Origin of the sequence: Streptomyces musisoli (assembly GCF_016741855.1) — a bacterium.
Lineage (GTDB): Bacteria > Actinomycetota > Actinomycetes > Streptomycetales > Streptomycetaceae > Streptomyces > Streptomyces musisoli.
In genome coordinates this window covers 1-1,235 of record NZ_JAERRH010000088.1, presented here as the reverse complement: position 1 = coordinate 1,235, position 1,235 = coordinate 1, and the positions used below count along the sequence as shown (strand labels likewise).

2 protein-coding genes are annotated in these 1,235 nt (G+C 69.9%); both read left to right on the top strand.

Annotated features, from left to right (window positions below; genetic code table 11):
* Positions 1 to 157: 157 nt before the first annotated feature.
* A complete protein-coding gene (locus JK361_RS40565; protein WP_201828240.1) occupies positions 158 to 949 on the top strand; it encodes a GNAT family N-acetyltransferase in 792 nt (263 codons plus the stop codon).
* Positions 946 to 1,170, top strand: a complete 225-nt coding sequence (gene infA / locus JK361_RS40560) for a translation initiation factor IF-1 (RefSeq protein ID WP_201828238.1) — start codon at positions 946 to 948, stop codon at positions 1,168 to 1,170. Before JK361_RS40565 ends, infA begins: the two co-directional genes overlap by 4 nt.
* Positions 1,171 to 1,235: the final 65 nt, after the last annotated feature.

Sequence of the window (1,235 nt, the reverse complement as noted above, 5' to 3'; positions counted from 1 at the left end):
TGCTACTTTCGCGGTGGACCGTGAAGTCGTCGTATGGAGGTGAGCCCCGTGAACACAGTTACCCGTGGGTGCTCCCTCAACCCGTCACGGTCCGGCGGCTGACGTTCGGTGTCGCCGGGAGCGCCTGAGATCGAGGCACTCCTGGAGGGAGACTCCGATGGACACGAAGCCTTTCACGTCTGGTCTGAGCGAGAACGCGGTGGTGGTCACGCGCGTCGCGGACGGGCAATGGCATGCGCTGGACGACGACCTGGTGGTCGGCCGCGGGCATGCGGAGCACCGGCCCGACGGACGCCTGTTCGTCAGTATCGACGCCTGGCACGACGCCGCCTTCGACCGGCTCGCCGAGGCGATGCCGGCTCAGCTGCCGGCGCCGCTGTACACGGTGGTCGACGAAGCCGACGTCGAGCTGACGGCCCGCTGGCGGCGGGCCGGTTTCACGGTCCGGCGCCGCGAGTGGGAGTACGCCGTGCCGACCGACCCGCGGGTCACAGGGCTCGACGCGGTCCTGCCGCCCTCGGGCGTGACGATCGTGCCCGCCGGTCAGGCGGACGAGCGTCTGCTGCGGGCGGTGGACCGCGCGATCCGTGAGGAAGTCGAGGCGAGCGTCGGCTGGCAGTCGATGCCCGCGGAGGTGATTCCCCGACCCGAAGGCGACACCGTCGTCGACCCGTCGAAGTATGCGGTGGCCGCGGCGCCGGAGGGCTACCTGGGTCTGATCCGGGTGGTGAGGGTGAAACGGCCGCGCATCGGGCTGGTCGCGGTCCGGGCCGGCGAGCAGCGCCGGGGCATCGCGCGGGCGCTGCTGGCCCACGCGCTGGGGACGTTGCACCGTTCCGGGTCCGCCGTGGCCTGGGCCGAAGTGCACGAGTCCAACCAGGCGGCCTCGGCACTGTTCGAGGGTATCGGCGCCCGGCCGATGAGCAGCAACCTGGAGCTGGTGCGATGACGAGGAACAAGAACGTCGTCGAAGTCGAGGGCAGGGTCGTCGAGTGCCTGCGCAGCGCCATGTTCACCGTGGAGCTGGAGAACGGCCACCAGGTGCTCGCGCACATCAGCGGGAAGATCCGCAAGAACTACATCAAGATCATGCTGGAGGACCGGGTGCTGGTCGAGCTCCCGCCGTACGACCTGACGCGCGGCCGGATCGTGTTCCGGTACCGCAATTAGCGCAGGTCGGAACCTTCCGCGGTAGCTGATGCCGGGGGCCGGTCACGGCGTTTTCCGTGGCCGGG

Coding starts and splice junctions, on each gene's coding strand:
- JK361_RS40565 (WP_201828240.1), top strand. CDS start 158: ATGGACACGAAGCCTTTCACGTCTGGTCTGAGCGAGAACGCGGTGGTG.
- infA (WP_201828238.1), top strand. CDS start 946: ATGACGAGGAACAAGAACGTCGTCGAAGTCGAGGGCAGGGTCGTCGAG.